The following is a 15,459-nucleotide window of genomic DNA, read 5'->3' on the forward strand; positions in this document are numbered from 1 at the left end:
GCGGCGGCGCTTCCGGCGGGCGTCAGCGCAGCTGGATCTGCGCCACGTCGCTGACGCGCACATGGGTCTGGTAGTAGTACTTCCCGCTGGGCTGCCCCTGACCGTCGGTAAAGTCGATCCGCACCATGCGCGCGGTACCGCGCACCAGAACCGGCTTGCCCTTCAACACCGTCTTCGGATCGGCCTGCAGCCGCTCGGCCAGCGCCAGCCGCGCCTGCGGATCCACCGCGACGCTGAGATTGCGCGGGTCACGGTAGTCCGGCTGCGAGCCCAGGAACAGGCGGCCACCCTCTTCCCCGATAGCACGCACGTTCAGTGCGAACACGCCATCCACGCCACGGCCGGGACCGGCGGCCGCGGCCAGCTGCACCGCCATCGCCGGATCGATCCAGGCCCCCTGTTGCCGCGGCAGCAGCGCGCACCCGGCCAGTACAACGCACAACACCGCAACGCCCATCCCCTTGCGCATAACTGTCTCCCTGATCCGTCAATACAACAGCGCCAGTTCCAACCCCACCCACGCCAGGAACGCCACGAGCAGCACCGCACCTTCGCCGCGGGTGATCTTCAGGTCGCCGCGCAGCATCGGGTACAGCATCAGCACGAACACGATCGCCGCCGGCAGCTCCAGCCGCACGAACGAGGCCGGCAGCGGCATCGGCCGCAGCGCCGCCATACCGCCCACCACCACCAGCAGGTTGAACAGGCTCGAGCCGATCACATGACCGACCACCATGTCGCCCTGGCCGCGACGCGCCGCGGCGATGGCCGCAACCACTTCCGGCAACGCGGTGCCGATAGCCACCGGCAGCAGGCCGGCCAGCAACGGCGACATCCCCCAGCCGGCGCCGATCACCGGTGCGGCCTGCACCACCCAGCGTGCGCCGTAATACAGCACCACGGCGGCGATCAGCAGGCGGACCATATTGAGCCACAGCATCGTGCGGGTGGTGGCGTAGTTGGCGATGCTCTCCTGCAGCTCCACCGGCTCGCGCCGCGCGCGCGTCAGCAGCAACGCCAGCACCGCCACAAAGCCCAGCAGCAGCACGATGCCTTCGCTGCGGCTGATCACGCCATCCAGGCCGAACACGATCAACGCCAGCGACGCCACGGCCAGCAGCACCAGCAGCGGCGACAGCAGCCGGGTGCGCACCAGCAAGGGAAACGCCAGCGCCGCCAGACCCAGGGTCAGACCGACGTTGACGATGTTGCTGCCCACCGCGTTGCCCAGTGCCAGCTCCTGCGCGCCGACCACGAACGCGCGGGCATTGACCACCAGCTCCGGCAGCGAGGTGCCGAACGCCACCAGCAGCAGACCGGCGACGAACGGCGAGGCGCCGAAGCGCTGGGCCAGACCGGAGGCGGCCTTGACGATGGAGTCCCCGCCCAGCGCCAGCAGCAGCAGCCCCAATGCGAACCACACGATTGCTTCAAACATTCCGCATCTCTCCCGGCAATGATGGCGGCGGTTGCAGGGCCGAACGCGTGCCCCACCGTTAGCGGCAGCAGGGTATCAGCCGCAGCCTTCCACGTAATCCACCTGTGGCGGCAGTCCCACCCGCCACGCGCCGACCTTGCCATCGGCGCCCAGCTCGAACACCAGCACGCCCGGACCACCGTCGACCGCCGTCACCCGCAGCATCCGGGCGCCGTCCACATACTTGTGCGGCTGCGGGGGGCCGGCGTGCGGATACAACGCCTGCAGCTGTGCCAGCTCCATGCCGACCGTGCCACCGCCCGGCGCCGGAACAGCGGTGCTACGCAGGTCATAGCGCACGAAGCGATCGCCCTCGATCATGAAGAATGGCCGGGCCTCGTCCTGGCCGGCCGGACTGAGGTAATAGCAGCCGCCGTCGGCGACCGCATCCCCTTGCAGCTCGCCAGGCCACGATGCGTGCAGCTGCGCGGCATCGCTGCCCAGTGGCACCGGCCCATAGCCCTGCCAGCCGGCACCGGCAGTCGTCGCAGCAGGCCCAGCCACGGCGGCCGGTGCGGACACGCTGCCGGTTGCCGACGGCGATGCGGTCGGCTCGGACGGGCGTTCACAGGCCGCCGGCAGCGCGAGGAGGATCAGCGAAAACAAGGCGACGCGGTTCATATGGCAACTCCGGGCAGGTCCTGGCGGAGTCTAGCGACCGCACCGGCCGCGCCAGGTGAGCGACGCCCTGTCATGGTGCTTTCACCGGCGACCGCCAGGCTCATCTCCTTCCGCGCCGCGTCGAGTCCCCATGCAGCCGCACAAGACCGAACTGGGCCATGCCGAACTGCACACACCCTCCGGCGCGCTGGACCTGCGCCAGCGGCGGGCGCTGATCCTGTGTGATGGCAAACGTGATCTGGACGAGCTGCGCCTGCTGCTGGGCAGTGACGCGGCCACACTGATCGCCGGGCTGCAGCGCGAGGGCTATCTGGCCACGGACCGCCCCGCTCCTGCCGAGCCGCACCGCCGCTCGCTGCTGGCCGCACGCATCTATGTGCTGGATATCCTGGCCCTGCAGCGCCATCCCACCGCCACCCAGCTGCACCGGGTGCTGCAGGCCGCGCGTGAGGATGCCGACACCGTGCAGGCGCTGACGCTGGCCCTGCGACACCTGCCGACACTGACTTCCGAAGGCTACACGCAGCGGGTGCAGGCGCGCCTGCGTGAAGTGCTGCCGCAGGCGCAGCTGGCAGCGGTGCTGGAACCGGCACCGCTGCCGGCGTGAATCACCCCCGGGGCGGGGTGAAGTGGTTGCGCAGGCCGCTCCAGCAGGCCTGGTAGCCACGCTGGCGATGCGTCGCGGCCACCGCCTGCTCGCTCGGGCAGATCACCCCGCGGGTTTCGAACATGAAGGCCATGGTGTCGGTGATCACATCCGGCCTGGACAGATCGGCATGGGAAGCCTTGTCGAAGGTGGCCGCATCCGGGCCGTGGCCGGTCATGCAGTTGTGCAGCGAGGCGCCACCGGGCACGAAGCCCTCGGCCTTGGCGTCGTAGGCGCCGTGGATCAGGCCCATGAACTCGCTGGCGATATTGCGGTGGAACCACGGCGGGCGGAACGTGTCCTGCGCCACCAGCCAGCGTGGCGGGAAGATCACGAAATCCAGGTTGCTGGTGCCCGGGGTGTCGCTGGCCGAATGCAGCACCAGGAAGATCGACGGATCCGGATGGTCGTAGCTGATCGAACCGATGGCGTTGAAGTGGCGCAGGTCGTAGCGGTACGGCGCGTAGTTGCCGTGCCAGCCGACCACGTCCAGCGGCGAGTGGCCGATGTCCGCGCGCCACAGCCGGCCCTGGAACTTGGCGACCAGCTCGAACTGCCCTTCAAGGTCCTCGTAGGCGGCCACCGGGGTTTCGAAATCGCGCGGATTGGCCAGGCCGTTGCTGCCGATCGGCCCCAGGTCCGGCAGCTTCAACTGTGCGCCGAAGTTCTCGCAGACATAGCCGCGCGCCTGCCCGTCGGGCAGCTCCACGGCAAAACGCACGCCGCGCGGGATCACCGCGATCTGCTGCGGCTCGATCTCGATCAGGCCCAGCTCGGTGCGCAGCCGCAGCCGGCCCAGCTGCGGCACGATCAGCAGCTCGCCATCGGCGTTGTAGAACCAGCGGCCGCGCATGTCCGTGTTGGCCGCATACATATGGATGCCCGCGCCGCTGTGCGCCGCAGGCCCGCCGTTGCCGCCCATGGTGTACAGGCCTTCGATGAAATCGGTGGGCGTGGTGGGCAACGGCAGCGGATCCCAGCGCAGCTGGTTGGGCGATACCGCCGCGTGGCTGAACTCGCCATGCAGGTGCGGCTGCACGAACGGCGTGAATTCGCCGTGCATCGCCGCCGGACGGATCCGGTACAGCCAGCTGCGGCGGTTGCTGCCGCGCGGAGCGGTGAAAGCGGTGCCGGTCAGCTGCTCGGCATACAGGCCATGGGCCACCCGCTGCGGCGAATTGCGTCCCACCGGCAGCGTGCCGGGTACGGCCTCGGTGGCGAACTCGTTGCCGAATCCGGACTGGTAGGCGGTATTGCTCTGGGACATGGCTGCGCTCGCTTGGATGGGCCCGGACGGGAGGGGTGGTTTCAGGTCAGCTGACGCCGGGTCGCCGGTTCGATCAGCAAACCCAGTTCTCCGGCAAGTTCAAGAATGCGCGGGCTGTCGTGGCGACGGACGATGAAGGCGTAGAGGTTGTCGTCGAACGGATTGCCCCACAGCAGTATCTCGTAGGGGGTCGGACGGGCGGCCAGCTGCCCGTCCAGCCACTGGAAATACTCCGCCGCCGACAGCGCCTGGTGGGGCATTGCCGGCAGCGGGTTGGCGAACTGCTCGCTGATCTCCTCGTGCAGTTCATCGAGCTTGTCACCGATGGCGAGGTAATCGCCCAGCTCGGCCAGGACCGCGAACTGCATGAACGCCGCCGGGCTGTCGCCGTCGATCCAGTCCAGCTCCGGATCCATCGGCGAGGCCTTGATCCTGGACACGCAGGCGGCCAGGTCCTTGCCTTGCAGGTCGTCACAGGTCAGCAGGGTGATCAGCTCGGTCAGCATCGCGCGTTTCTCGGGGGAAGGGGCCGGTAACGTTACAGCACGCCGCGCTTGATCTGGTCGCGCTCGATGCTCTCGAACAGCGCCTGGAAGTTGCCTTCGCCGAAGCCTTCGTTGCCCTTGCGCTGGATGATCTCGAAGAAGATCGGGCCAATGGCGTTGGTGGTGAAGATCTGCAGCAGCTTGCGCTGCTTGGTCTCCGGATCGGCATCGATCAGGATCTTGTTCCTGCGCAGACGCTCCACGTCCTCGCCGTTGTCCGGGATGCGCAGGTCGACCACGTCGAAATAGGTGTCCGGCGTGTCCAGGAACTGGATGCCACGCGCGCGCATCGCCTCGACCGTCTCATAGATGTTGTCGGTGAAGCAGGCGATGTGCTGGATGCCCTCGCCCTTGTAGGCGTCCAGGTATTCGTTGATCTGGCTCTTCGGATCGGAGGACTCGTTGAGCGGAATGCGCACGATGCCATCCGGTGCGGTCATCGCCTTGGACACCAGCCCGGTCTTGGCGCCCTTGATGTCGAAGTAGCGGATCTCGCGGAAGTTGAACAACCGCTCGTAGTAGTCCGACCACTGCTGCATGTTGCCCAGGTACAGGTTGTGGGTCAGGTGGTCGATGAAGGTCAGGCCGAAGCCGGCCGGGTTCTGCTCGGCGCCTTCGATGGGCTCGTAATCGGTGTCGTAGATGCTGCCGGCGGCGCCATAGCGGTCCACCAGATACAGCATGCAGTCGCCGATGCCCTTGATCACCGGCGCCGGCACCGCGCGGGTGTCGGCCAGCAGGGTCACTTCCTCGGCGCCGTTGCCGATGGCCGCGGCCAGCACCTCGGCCGCCGGCTTGCCGAAGCGGATCGCGAAGCCGCAGGCGCACGGACCGTGCTTGGCGGCGAAATCGGCGGCGAAGGAATCCGGCTCCTCGTTCACGAGGAAGTTGACGCCGCCTTGACGGTAGACGGTAATAGCACGCTGCCGGTGGCGGAGCACGGCAGTGAATCCCATGTTCTGGAAGTAGTCGTGCAGCTGGGCACCCTGCCCGGCCGGTGCGGCAAACTCGACGAACTCGAACCCGTCGATGCCCATCGGGTTTTCGAAGGTGGTGACCTGCATGCCCAGATTGGGCGCGTGGGTGGCGCTGGGGGTATTCATGAGTTGGCTCCGGAAGCAGGGCAGTCGCCGGTCACCGGCGAGCTAGACAGGAAGGCCCGCCCGAACGGGGGCCTGGACCGAAGGTTATAGTTTCACATGAAACCACCATCAAGGTGCACTGCAGCATGAGCTCTTCCGATTACAGCAAGTCCACCAGCATCCGTGCCTCGCACGTGTTGCTGGATCTCGAGCAGTTCCTGCCTTACCGCATCAGCGTGTTGTCCAACCGGGTCAGCGGCAACATCGCCCGGCTGTATGGCGAGCGCTATGGCCTGGCCATCCCCGAATGGCGGGTGATCACGATCCTGGCGCTGTACCCGGGTTCCTCGGCCAGCGAGGTGTCCGAGCGCACGGCGATGGACAAGGTCGCGGTCAGCCGCGCCGTGGCGCGCCTGCTGGAACGCGGTTTCATCAAACGCGAGACCCACGGCGATGACCGCCGGCGCTCGGTGCTGGCGCTGTCGGCGGCCGGCTTCGAGGTCTACGAGACCATCGCACCGCTGGTGATCGAGATGGAACGGCGCCTGATGTCGGTCCTCACCGAGGAGGAAGAACAGGGGCTGGAACGCCTGATCACGCGCCTGGCCGAGGCCGGCCTGGCACGCATGAACGAGGCTTGATCGCCATCGGCGATCAGCTCAGGTACTTGCGTCGCGCATAGATCCATGGCGCGGCCAGCGCGGCGATGGCGCCTCCGGCGAAACCCAGCGCCGAAGCCACCGCGGCCGCTTCGATCTGACCGGGCAGGGCCAGTGCTGCGATCACCAGCAAGGCCGCCGGCAGGCCGATGAACGAAGCCAGGAAAAAGCGCCAACGCGGTACCCAGGTGTGCAGCTGCATCAGACTTGCGCTGGCCCAGGCCTCGCCGGCTTTGCCACGTCTTATTTTGTCCACCAGTTTGACCAGATCGACCTCGACCACGCCACGACCGCCGCGCATCCGCGCCAGCTCGGCGCCAACGTCGGCCGGTTCCGGCCACTGCGCCGGCCAGGGCTGTGGCGCGACGACGCCATAAGCGGTCAACACCGGCAAGGTCAGCGACGGGGCCGACAGCGCACGCAGTCGGCGGTTGTCCAGCACGCACCAGATCTGCGTCATGCCATCGACCGTCACCTGGTACAGCGCCAGTTGCGCCGCTTCCGGATATGCCAGCGTCGTCACCCGCGCGGCCATCGACTCGACGCCCAGCGCGCGCAGGAAGCCGACCCGGCTGCGTCCCTCCTGCGCCCAGGCCAGACCGAGCGGCGAGAGCAGCATCACTTCGGCCTGATCGGCGCTGCCTGCCGTTGCCCGCTCGTCGGCCGCCAGATAGACCGCCAGCGATTTCGGCTCGGCCACCTCGGCCCGGCTCCAGCGGTGCGATTGGCCAAGCAGGAATTTCAGTGGCACCCGCGCCGGCACGGTCTCGCTGCGCACCGCATCGGAGGCGAACGGCAGCACCGAGGCGACGAAGGCACGCAACTCGTTGCCCGGGTGCGCGCTCCATTCGGCCGGCAACAGGCCGGACAGCAGGCCGTCGCGTACCAGCGCATCGATCCGTTCTTTCTGTTCGACCAGCCGGGTGATCGCCGACTGCAGCATGATGTTCGGCGGTGAGGCGGCCAGCGGCAGGCGGTAGCGCGGCACTTCCTGCGGCATGTCTGGCGTTTCATCCAGCAGTGCTTCCACCGTCGGCAGGTTCACACCGGCGGCCTCGGCAGTGGCGGATTCGTCAAGCGCATCAACAGGAGGCGGAGCAGCGTGCATGCGGATAGGGCCGGCGTCCCCGGCCGGATGCCGGGCTATCTTTCCGATAGCGGCCGGGGTGCACGGAAATGAAGCCCCGGCGTGCCCCAATAAAAAACGGCGCCCTGCGGCGCCGCTGTTGCTGACGGTTACCGCATGCCTAGGGCGTGGCAGGTGGGGCCCACTGGCGGAGGAACGCCTCGAAGCGCGCGCGATCGTAGCCCTTGCCTTTTTCCAGCTCGCCGGTGAACTGCGAGTGCAGCAGCCGGCCGTCGGCGTCGAGCACGAACAGGTGCGGATAGCCGGTAATCCCGGGGAAGCGCGACAGGAACGCGATGTTCTCGTTGTCCTCGCTGTAATTGACCTTCATCCACACGTAGTTGGCATCGCGGAAGCGGCGCAGCTGCGAATCGCCTTCCATGAAGGCGTCGAGCAGGTGGCACCACGAGCACCATTCGCCACCGACATCCAGGATGATGCGCTTGCCACCACGCTGGGCTTCGACCTTGGCCGTTTCCAGATCGGCGAACGGATCGCGCGCCGGGTCGAACTGCGCATTGAGCCCGGCCACCGCGGCGATATCCGCCGCGGCAGGGGTATTGCCCGAAGCCACCGGCTGGCGGATATCGGCCACCGGCGGCTTCTGTTCGGAGGTGTCCAGCGGCTGCACCGCTGCCGGCGCGGCGGCCGGCGGCGGATTGCAGCCGGCCAAGGCCGCGGTGAGCAGCAAGGCAACCATCCCGGACAACCGCTTCATCGGCACTGCCTTACTTCACGCCGTGCATCAGCTTCTGGATCAGCGGCGCGATCAGGAACAGCAGCACGCCGGCGCCGATCAGCACCCAGAAACCGAAGGTGTAGCCGGCCTGCGCCGACGCCACGGTCATGCCGCCTTCGCCGCTGACGCTGCTGGCGAAAATGCCCGACAGGTTGTTGCCGATCGCGGTGGACAGGAACCAGCCGCCCATGCCGAAGCCGATCAGGCGCACCGGTGCCAGCTTGGTCACCATCGACAGGCCGATCGGCGACAGGCACAGCTCGCCGACCGACTGGATCACGTAGACCATGAACAGCGTCCAGAACGGGATCTTCAGGCTCTGCGGGTCCACTAGGCTGGACAGCGCGAACATCAGCAGCAGGAACGCCAGGCCGTTGAAGATGATGCCCAGGCCGAACTTGCGCGGGATCGACGGATTGGCCTTGCCCATCTTGACCCACATCCAGGCGATGACCGGCGCCAGGGTGATGATGGCCAGCGAGTTGACCGACTGGAACCAGCCCACCGGGAACGTCCAGCCGCCGAAGTCGCGCTGGACGATGTTCTGCGCCAGGAAGTTGAACGAGCTGCCGGCCTGTTCGAAGAACATCCAGAACAGCACGTTGAAGGCGAAGATGATCAGCATCGCGATCGCCTTGTCACGCGCCACCGCACCGTTGGCGAAGCCTTCGCGCAGGATCAGCACGCACAGGCCCACGAACAGGATCGTCAGCAGCACCTGCAGATTGTTGGCATCGATGGTCAGCAGGAAGTAGATCGCCGGGATCGCCACCAGCACCCCCAGCACCACCAGCAGCAGGCGTCCGAAACCTTCCGCGCCGGCCAGCGGACGGCCGATGCCCTTGAGCTGGGCTCGGCCAAACCAGAACCACACCAGGCTGATCAGCATGCCCACGCCCGAGGCGATGAACACCGCCTTGTAGGCCGGCATCTGCGAGGAGCCGCCGAACATGTTCTCGGCCAGCCAGCCGGTCAGGATCGGCGCGATCAGCGCACCGGCGTTGATGCCCATGTAGAACAGGGTGAAGCCCGAATCACGGCGCTCATCGCCGGTGGCATACAGCTGGCCGACCATGGTCGAGATGTTGGGCTTGAACAGGCCATTGCCGGCCACGATGGTGGCCAGGCCGATCTTGAACACCATCTCGTTCGGCACCATGACCAGGAACAGGCCGGCCGCCATCACCACCGCACCCAGCAGGATCGAGCGCTGGTAGCCGATCACCCGGTCGGCGACATAGCCGCCGAACAGCGCCGCCGCGTACACCAGCGCCAGGTAGGCGCCGTACAGCTTGCTGGCCGAGCCCTCACCGGCGGCGTCGCCGTTGAAGAACTGCGCCACGATGTACAGCGCCAGCGCCCAGCGCATGCCGTAGAACGCGAAGCGCTCCCAGAACTCGGTCATGAACAGCATCCACAGCGGACGCGGATGGCCAAGCGTGGTCTTGAACTCCGGCACGGGCGCCGGGGTGGATGCGGAATTCGGCGCGGCAGCGCTCATGCGGGACTCCCCTGAACAATTCGTTGGGTAAAGAAATCGGCCGGAACCGGCGCGACGGGCGAGGATCACAGAAGCGTCCGCTTCACGTCAAATAGAGGTTGCGCCGGTCAGGTCCCGGTCACGCACGGCCATGGCCGCCGCGCAAACCACCCGGCCGCCGCCGCAACCTCATGAATGCGCCGCAATGCCGCCAGCGCCCAGCGCGTGGCGGCACACCCCACCGCCCTCCGCCCGCGATGCGGGGCAACGGCGCCGGGGGGCTGCCCGTGGCCCGTCTCAGCCGTCGGCGCGGATACTGGTGCGCACTTCGAACAGTTCCGGGAAGAAGGTCAGCTCCAGCGCCTGGCGCAGGAAGCCCACGCCGGAGGAGCCGCCGGTGCCGCGCTTGAAACCGATCACCCGCATCACCGTGCGCATATGCCGGAAGCGCCACAGCTGGAACTGGGTTTCCAGGTCCACCAGGTCCTCGCACAGCGAGTACTCGCGCCAGTAGCGGTCGGTGTCCTGGTAGATGGTCTCGAACACCGGGCGCAGCGCCGGATCGCTGACATGCGGCCGGGTCCAGTCGTGGTCGTCGTAGGTGGCCGGGATGGCATGGCCGAAGCGCGCCAGATAGGCCAGGAACTCCTCGTACAGGCTGGGCGCCTCCAGCACTTCACGCAATTGCGCCTGCCCGGCCGGGTCGTGGGCGAACACGTTGAGCATGTCGGCGTTCTTGTTGCCCAGCAGGAATTCGATATAGCGGTACTGCAGCGACTGGAAGCCCGAGGAGGGCCCCAGCACGTCGCGGAAGCCCATGTATTCGGACGGGGTGAGCGTTTCCAGCACCGCCCACTGCTCGGTCAGCAGGCGCAGCACCTGCTTGGCGCGGGCCAGCACCTTGCGGCACTGCCAGACCTGGTCGCGCTGCAGGAAGCCGCGCGCCGCGCGCAGCTCGTGCGCCAGCAGCTTCAGCCACAGCTCCGAGGTCTGGTGCTGGATGATGAACAGCATCTCGTCGTGGTGCGGCGGACTGGACAGCGGCTGCTGCGCGGACAGCAACTGGTCCAGGCGCAGGTAGCCGCCGTAGGTGAGCCGGCCCTGCAGATCGGTATGGATACCGGCTTCGAGCTCACGCTGGTTCTTTTCTACGGTCATCGGTCGTGCCTGTGCGCGGGGCGCAAAGCGTAACGCAGCCCGGCCATTGGCGGCGGCCCCGCGCAAACGGAAACACAACACTTGCCAGCGCGCCCGGCGCGACAATACGTAGGCCCGACAACGCGACTGAATACGTTGAGTTTGCGGCGCCTGCCCCGTGGCTATCGACCCCGGCGGACGCTCGCACGGCGGTTTGTGCTGCGCCGCAGGACGGCTTTTCCGGTCCGAGTCCTTACCATGGGCAATTCCTATCATTTGAAACCATCTGTTCAAGGTGTTGATGCGATGACGGTTTCCGCCCAGTTCCAAATCGAATACCTGCAGTACCTGGATGCCGACGGCAACCTGGTCCGCGACGACCTTCCCGCCTCGCTGCGCGATGCGCGGGCGCTGCTGCCGATGTTCAAGCAGATGCTGGCCACCCGGGTGTTCGACACCAAGGCCGTGGCCCTGCAGCGCACCGGCAAGCTCGGCACCTTCGCCTCCTGCCTGGGCCATGAGGCGGCCCACGTCGGCATTGGTGCGGCCATGAAGCCCGGCGACGTGTTCGCCCCCAGCTACCGCGAGTACGGCGCCATGTTCATGCGCGGCGTACGCCCGCGCGACGTGCTGATGTACTGGGGCGGTGACGAGCGCGGCAGCGATTACGACCGCAACAGCGACGCGGTCCGCGACTTCCCGATCTGCGTGCCGATCTCCACCCAGTGCCTGCATGCGGCCGGCTCGGCGCTGTCGTTCAAGCTGCAGGGCAAGCCGCAGGTGGCGGTGACCGTGTGCGGTGATGGCGGCAGCTCCAAGACCGATTTCTACGCCGCGGTGAACTCGGCCGGCGCCTACAAGCTGCCGCTGATCCTGTGCGTGGTGAACAACGGCTGGGCGATCTCGGTACCGCGTTCGGCCCAGACCGGTGCCGAAACCCTGGCGCAGAAGGGCATCGCCGGTGGCCTGTTCTGCCTGCAGGTGGACGGCAACGACCTGATCGCGGTGCTGGCGGCGATGGAACAGGCGCGCGAACGCGCCCTGGCCGGCGAGGGCGGCACGGTGCTGGAACTGCTCACCTACCGCCTGTCCGACCACACCACCGCCGATGACGCACGCCGCTACCGCGACGATGCGGAAGTGAAATCGGCCTGGTTGAAGGAACCGCTGATCCGCCTGCGCAAGTACCTCACCGCACAGGGCGTGTGGAGCGAGGAGGAAGAAAAGAGCTGGATCGCCGAATGCGGCGCGCGCGTGGACGAGGAGGTCAACGCCTACCTCAACTGCCCGGTGCAGCCGGTCGAGGCGATGTTCGACTATCTGTATGCCGATCCGCCGCCGGACCTGCTGGCCCAGCGCGCCGACGCCATCGCCCTGGAGCAGCGCCATGGATGATCTCAAGCGCACCGCCCCTGAATCCACCGCCGGCCACGACGCCGGCACGGCGCACAGCGCCGCCACCGCGCGCGGAGAAGAGCCCATGACCGCAACGCCCATCACCCTGATCGAAGCGGTGACCCAGGCCCTGGCCTGGGAAATGGAACACGACCCCTCGGTACTGGTGCTGGGCGAAGACGTCGGCGTCAACGGCGGCGTGTTCCGCGCCACCGCCGGCCTGCAGCAGCGCTTCGGCGCGCAGCGCGTGCTGGACACCCCGCTGGATGAAACCACCATCGCCGGCCTCACCGTCGGTCTGGCCGCGCAGGGCATGAAGCCGGTGGCCGAGGCCCAGTTCGACGGCTTCGTCTACCCGATGGTCGACCACGTGATCTGCCATGCCGCGCGCCTGCGTTACCGCACCCGTGGCCGCCTGCACTGCCCGATGGTGCTGCGCGTGCCGTGGGGCGGCGGCATCCGCGCGCCCGAGCACCACAGCGAAGCCAACGAGGCCATCTTCACCAACGTGCCGGGGCTGCGCGTGGTGCTGCCGTCCAGCCCGCAGCGCGCCTACGGCCTGCTGCTGGCCGCGATCCGCGAGCCGGATCCGGTGATCTACATGGAGCCCAAGCGCATCTACCGCCAGTACAAGGAAGTGGTCGCCAATGATGGCGAGGCGCTGCCGCTGGACGTGTGCTTCGTGCTGCGTGACGGCACCGACGTGACCCTGGTGACCTGGGGCGCGCAGGTCAAGGAAGCGCTGGAAGCGGCCGACAAGCTGGCCGGCGAAGGCATCAGCGCCGAGGTCATCGACGTGGCCACGCTGCGTCCGCTGGACTTCGCCACCATCGCCGAATCGGTGGCCAAGACCGGCCGCTGCGTGATCGTGCAGGAAGCGCCCAAGACCGCCGGTTTTGGTGCCGAGATCGCCGCGCGCCTGGCCGAGGAATCGATGTACGACCTGCTGGCCCCGGTCGAGCGCGTCACCGGCTACGACACCCACATCCCGCTGTTCCGCCTGGAGATGAAGTACCTGCCGAGCGTGGAGCGGATCGTGGCGGCGGCCAAGCGCGCCGTGGCGGCGGGCTGACATGCGGGCACGCCTGCATGGCAGTCACCGCAACCAGTACCGCAACCCGGTGCAACTGCGCACCGGACAGATCGTCGAACTCGGTGTCCGCGACGAGGAATGGCCGGCCTTCGCCTGGGTGAAAACCGCCGAGGGCACCGCCGGCTGGGCCCCGGCCGACTGGTTGCGGCCGCTGGGGGACGGCCGCGCCGAGGCTTTGCGTGACTACAGCGCGCGTGAGCTGGACGTGGACCGCGGCGAACAGGTGCGACTGCATCACGAACATGGCGGCTGGTGGTGGTCCGAACGCGCCGATGGCGTGCAGGGCTGGCTGCCGGCCCGCGAACTTGAACTGCTGGAAGAGAACTGCACATGAGCCAGACCAAGAGCTTCAACCTGCCCGACCTGGGCGAAGGCCTGCCGGACGCCACCATCGTCGAATGGTTCGTCAAGGAAGGTGACGTGATCCGGCTGGACGAGCCGCTGGTGTCGATGGAAACCGCCAAGGCGGTGGTCGAAGTCCCCTCGCCGGTCTCCGGCAAGGTGCTCAAGCTGGCCGGCGCGGCCGGTGACATCGTGGTCACCGGGCACATGCTGGCGCACTTCGAGATCGACCCGAACCTGCCGCAGCGTGCCGAAGGCCAGGACACCGGCCACCACCACGGCGCGCCGGCCGAAGCCGCGCCGGTGCCGGTGGCTGCACCTGCCCCGGCGGCAGCCGCCGCCGAACGGGCCGATGAAGGCACCGTGGTCGGCGCGATGGTCAGCTCCAACGCCGTGCACACCGAACAGGCCGTGGCCGTGGGCGGGGTCAAGGCGATGCCGGCGGTGCGGGCGATGGCACGCAAGCTGGGCGTGGACCTGACCCGCGTGCGCGCCACCGGTGCCGACGGCGCGGTGACGATGAACGATGTGAAGCAGGCCGCCGCGGCCGGCACCGCCAAGGTCGGCGCCACGCCGGCCCCCGCTCCGCAGGCCGCCGCCCCGCTCGCCGCCGCACGTGCCGAAACCACCCGTACGCCGCTGTCGGCCGCCGGCAAGCCGATGCGCACCGCCCCGCCGGGCATGGTCGCCAAGGGCCAGCCGGAACCGCTCAAGGGCGTGCGCCGCAACATGGCCCGGGTCATGGCCGACGCGCACAGCAAGGTCGTGCCCACCACGCTCAATGACGACGCCGACATCCATGCCTGGATGCCGGGCAACGACATGACCTCGCGGCTGGTGCGGGCGATCGTCGCCGCCTGCCAGGCGGTGCCGGCGATGAACGCCTGGTTCGACGGTGACACCCTCACCCGCACCCTGCACGCGCAGGTCGACATCGGCATCGCCGTGGACACCGATGACGGCCTGTTCGTGCCGGCGCTGCGCAATGCCGACATGCTCGACGCCCGCGGCGTGCGCGAAGGCATCAACCGCCTGCGCCAGCAGGTGGAAGACCGCTCCATCGCCCCGTCCGAGCTCAGCGGCTACACCATCAGCCTGTCCAACTTCGGCATGTTCGCCGGCCGCTATGCCACCCCGGTGGTGGTGCCACCGTGCGTGGCAATCGTTGCCGCCGGGCGCGCCCGCTTCCAGCTGACCCCGGTGATGGGCGGCGTGGAAACGCACAAGGTGATCCCGCTGTCGGTGACTTTCGACCACCGCGCCTGCACCGGTGGCGAAGCCGCCCGCTTCCTGCGCGCGATGATCGACGATCTGGCCCTGGCCCACTGAGCAGTTTGTTTGCAGCAAGACTTCAGCCCGCAGCAATGCGGGCTTTTTTTTGGGGCGGAGGAACCGGGTCTTGCGTTGCCGAGGGCGCGGGCACCGCGTTGCGCACTGTCACCCCGGTCTGCGGTCACGGCGCTAGGATGCGCACATCCACCTCCACCTCCGACGGTACGCCTGATGAACAGCTGGGTCTGCAGCAACTGCAAGGAAGCCAACGAAGACAACTTCGAACAGTGCTGGAACTGCGGCACCCATGCCGACGGCTCGGTGCCGGAACGGCCATTCCGGCCCGAGGCCAGCGCGCCATGGCTGCAGCCGCCGCGCCTGATCCAGTGCCTGCGCTGCCCGGGCTCGCGGATGGAGTTCATCGGCCGCAAGCGCTTCCACGAAGGTTCGCAGGCCATGCCGTTCCTGCTGGGCGATCTGGGCGAACTGTTCGTCAACCGCGAGGAGTTCGAGCTGCATGCCTGCCCGGCCTGCGGCAAGGTCGAGCTGTTCCTGTCCAACCTGCCCCGCTGAACGTC

General features: G+C 67.8%; 17 protein-coding genes. 7 read left to right on the top strand and 10 right to left on the bottom strand.

The window, feature by feature from the left end; genetic code table 11:
• Positions 1-22: 22 nt before the first annotated feature.
• From ARC78_RS08070 to ARC78_RS08080, 3 genes are all read right to left on the bottom strand, one after another.
• Positions 23-469: a hypothetical protein gene (locus ARC78_RS08070; protein ID WP_054660108.1), complete on the bottom strand. Its 447-nt coding sequence runs from the start codon at positions 467-469 to the stop codon at positions 23-25.
• Positions 470-487: 18 nt separating this feature from the next.
• A complete protein-coding gene (locus tag ARC78_RS08075; protein ID WP_054660106.1) occupies positions 488-1,438 on the bottom strand; it encodes a calcium/sodium antiporter in 951 nt (316 codons plus the stop codon).
• 75 nt (positions 1,439-1,513) lie between these two features.
• Positions 1,514-2,098 (bottom strand): lectin, encoded by a 585-nt coding sequence (locus ARC78_RS08080; RefSeq protein ID WP_096144928.1) that lies wholly within the window; start codon positions 2,096-2,098, stop codon positions 1,514-1,516.
• Positions 2,099-2,228: 130 nt separating this feature from the next.
• Here ARC78_RS08080 and ARC78_RS08085 point away from each other — a divergent pair, with 130 nt between their 5' ends.
• Entirely contained in the window at positions 2,229-2,705 is a 477-nt protein-coding gene (locus tag ARC78_RS08085; RefSeq protein ID WP_054659306.1) for a hypothetical protein, read from the top strand.
• Between the two features lies 1 nt (position 2,706).
• Here ARC78_RS08085 and hmgA read toward each other — a convergent pair whose 3' ends face one another.
• Genes hmgA through hppD form a run of 3 tightly spaced genes read right to left on the bottom strand, consistent with a single transcriptional unit; the run spans position 2,707 to position 5,659 of the window.
• Complete coding sequence (gene hmgA / locus ARC78_RS08090; RefSeq protein ID WP_054659308.1) at positions 2,707-4,011, bottom strand: homogentisate 1,2-dioxygenase; 1,305 nt, start codon at positions 4,009-4,011, stop codon at positions 2,707-2,709.
• Between the two features lie 41 nt (positions 4,012-4,052).
• On the bottom strand, positions 4,053-4,517 hold the full coding sequence (locus ARC78_RS08095) for a hypothetical protein (RefSeq protein ID WP_054659310.1): 465 nt from the start codon (positions 4,515-4,517) through the stop codon (positions 4,053-4,055).
• Between the two features lie 32 nt (positions 4,518-4,549).
• Positions 4,550-5,659, bottom strand: a complete 1,110-nt coding sequence (gene hppD, locus ARC78_RS08100) for a 4-hydroxyphenylpyruvate dioxygenase (RefSeq protein ID WP_425478340.1) — start codon at positions 5,657-5,659, stop codon at positions 4,550-4,552.
• 125 nt (positions 5,660-5,784) lie between these two features.
• On the opposite strand from hppD, the gene ARC78_RS08105 reads away from it, so the two are divergent.
• Positions 5,785-6,279 carry a MarR family winged helix-turn-helix transcriptional regulator gene (locus tag ARC78_RS08105; RefSeq protein WP_054659311.1) on the top strand — a complete coding sequence of 165 codons (495 nt, stop codon included), beginning with the start codon at positions 5,785-5,787 and terminating at the stop codon, positions 6,277-6,279.
• A 13-nt stretch (positions 6,280-6,292) separates the two neighbouring features.
• On the opposite strand, the gene ARC78_RS08110 is transcribed toward ARC78_RS08105, so the two are convergent.
• From ARC78_RS08110 to ARC78_RS08125, 4 genes are all read right to left on the bottom strand, one after another.
• On the bottom strand, positions 6,293-7,405 hold the full coding sequence (locus tag ARC78_RS08110) for a hypothetical protein (protein ID WP_054659313.1): 1,113 nt from the start codon (positions 7,403-7,405) through the stop codon (positions 6,293-6,295).
• Between the two features lie 139 nt (positions 7,406-7,544).
• On the bottom strand, positions 7,545-8,141 hold the full coding sequence (locus ARC78_RS08115) for a thioredoxin family protein (protein ID WP_057506061.1): 597 nt from the start codon (positions 8,139-8,141) through the stop codon (positions 7,545-7,547).
• A gap of 10 nt (positions 8,142-8,151) precedes the next feature.
• A complete protein-coding gene (locus ARC78_RS08120) occupies positions 8,152-9,663 on the bottom strand; it encodes a peptide MFS transporter (RefSeq protein WP_057506062.1) in 1,512 nt (503 codons plus the stop codon).
• A 276-nt stretch (positions 9,664-9,939) separates the two neighbouring features.
• Complete coding sequence (locus ARC78_RS08125; RefSeq protein ID WP_054659870.1) at positions 9,940-10,800, bottom strand: tryptophan 2,3-dioxygenase; 861 nt, start codon at positions 10,798-10,800, stop codon at positions 9,940-9,942.
• A 285-nt stretch (positions 10,801-11,085) separates the two neighbouring features.
• Here ARC78_RS08125 and pdhA point away from each other — a divergent pair, with 285 nt between their 5' ends.
• From pdhA to ARC78_RS08150, 5 genes are all read left to right on the top strand, one after another.
• A complete protein-coding gene (gene pdhA / locus ARC78_RS08130) occupies positions 11,086-12,174 on the top strand; it encodes a pyruvate dehydrogenase (acetyl-transferring) E1 component subunit alpha (protein ID WP_054659868.1) in 1,089 nt (362 codons plus the stop codon).
• Entirely contained in the window at positions 12,167-13,246 is a 1,080-nt protein-coding gene (locus tag ARC78_RS08135) for an alpha-ketoacid dehydrogenase subunit beta (RefSeq protein WP_057506063.1), read from the top strand. The genes pdhA and ARC78_RS08135 overlap by 8 nt, the downstream gene beginning before the upstream one ends.
• Before the next feature lies 1 nt (position 13,247).
• Positions 13,248-13,601 (top strand): SH3 domain-containing protein, encoded by a 354-nt coding sequence (locus ARC78_RS08140; RefSeq protein ID WP_054659864.1) that lies wholly within the window; start codon positions 13,248-13,250, stop codon positions 13,599-13,601.
• Complete coding sequence (locus ARC78_RS08145) at positions 13,598-14,938, top strand: dihydrolipoamide acetyltransferase family protein (RefSeq protein WP_057506064.1); 1,341 nt, start codon at positions 13,598-13,600, stop codon at positions 14,936-14,938. The genes ARC78_RS08140 and ARC78_RS08145 overlap by 4 nt, the downstream gene beginning before the upstream one ends.
• Before the next feature lie 174 nt (positions 14,939-15,112).
• Positions 15,113-15,454, top strand: a complete 342-nt coding sequence (locus ARC78_RS08150) for a hypothetical protein (RefSeq protein WP_054660680.1) — start codon at positions 15,113-15,115, stop codon at positions 15,452-15,454.
• Positions 15,455-15,459 lie beyond the last annotated feature (5 nt).

Origin of the sequence: Stenotrophomonas pictorum JCM 9942 (assembly GCF_001431585.1) — a bacterium.
Classification (GTDB): domain Bacteria; phylum Pseudomonadota; class Gammaproteobacteria; order Xanthomonadales; family Xanthomonadaceae; genus Stenotrophomonas; species Stenotrophomonas pictorum.